We start from the raw sequence: 1087 nt of genomic DNA, 5'->3' as shown, positions 1-1087 counted from the left end.
CATCCTCGTCTCGGCTGAGGCCTCGGGACGACCGATGTCCTTGGCCGATGCGCAGATAGCGGGAATCTGCCTTGCTCGCGGCGACAGCCTCGCCACCCGAAACGTCCGCGACTTCGCCGCCACCCCCGGCCTGACTCTCATCAACCCGTTCGAGTAGTCGTCCGTTCGACAAAGAGTTCCGTCGGTTGTCGGGGCACTAGGTTGCGGGGATGACCACCTCGTCGCGGACACTGCGGTCCGCCATCGCAGCCCTTGCCCTGCTCATCCCGGTCGCGGTTGCCGCCGCCCCGGCCACAGCAGCCCCGCGAGACCCGGTGGTCTACGACGCGCTCGGTGACTCGTACGGCAGCGGGTACGGCGTGCCGCCCTACTCGGCGACCTGCGGTCGGTCCGAGGCCGCGTACGCGGTGCAGATCGACGGCCGGATGCGGATCGACCTCGACGACTTCGCGGCCTGCGCCGGCGCCACGACGACGTCGATGCTCGCCTCCCAGATGGGTGCGCTCGACGCCGACACCGACCTGGTCACGGTCTCCATCGGCGGGAACGACATCGGCTGGGGAACCGTCGTCGGCGCCTGCGTCGCGGCCGGCGACGCCCCGTGCGCCGGAGCCCTCGCGGCGACCACCGGGGTCATCACCACCGCGTTGCCCGCCGTGCTCGACGCAACGTACGCACAGATCGCGGCCGCCGCGCCCGACGCCCACGTCGTCGTCACCGGGTACCCGCGCCTGTTCTCGCCCGAGTACGGCGCGTACCTCAACGCCTCCCCCGCCGAGCAGCACGGGATGAACGAAGGCGCGGACCTGCTGAACTCGGTCATCGCCGACGCTGCGGCTGAGTACGGGTTCCAGTTCGTCGACGTCACGAGCCGCTTCGTCGGGCATGGCGTCAATGCCCCCGAGCCGTGGGTTCTCGGGCTGAGCGACCCGGGCCGGTTCCACCCCAACCTCGACGGCTACGAGGCGTACGCCGCTGCCGTCACCTCCCAGGTGAACCCGCGCGACCTGCGCTAGACCGGATGCCGTGCCGCTCGGTATCGTGAGTCGTTGGGTTTCGCGACCCACGCTCACCGCGGAGGTGGTGC

The 1087-nt window shown here is 70.6% G+C and carries 1 protein-coding gene; it reads left to right on the top strand.

The features are described from left to right. Positions 1 to 209: 209 nt before the first annotated feature. Entirely contained in the window at positions 210 to 1016 is an 807-nt protein-coding gene (locus PLL68_RS15715) for an SGNH/GDSL hydrolase family protein (RefSeq protein ID WP_324535706.1), read from the top strand. Positions 1017 to 1087 lie beyond the last annotated feature (71 nt).

Source organism: Ornithinibacter sp., from assembly GCF_035443565.1.
In the GTDB taxonomy this organism is placed as follows: domain Bacteria; phylum Actinomycetota; class Actinomycetes; order Actinomycetales; family Dermatophilaceae; genus Fodinibacter.
The sequence above is the reverse complement of the archived record's forward strand: the minus strand, read 5'-3'. Positions and strand labels throughout refer to the sequence as shown.

Coding starts and splice junctions, on each gene's coding strand:
- PLL68_RS15715 (WP_324535706.1), top strand. CDS start 210: ATGACCACCTCGTCGCGGACACTGCGGTCCGCCATCGCAGCCCTTGCC.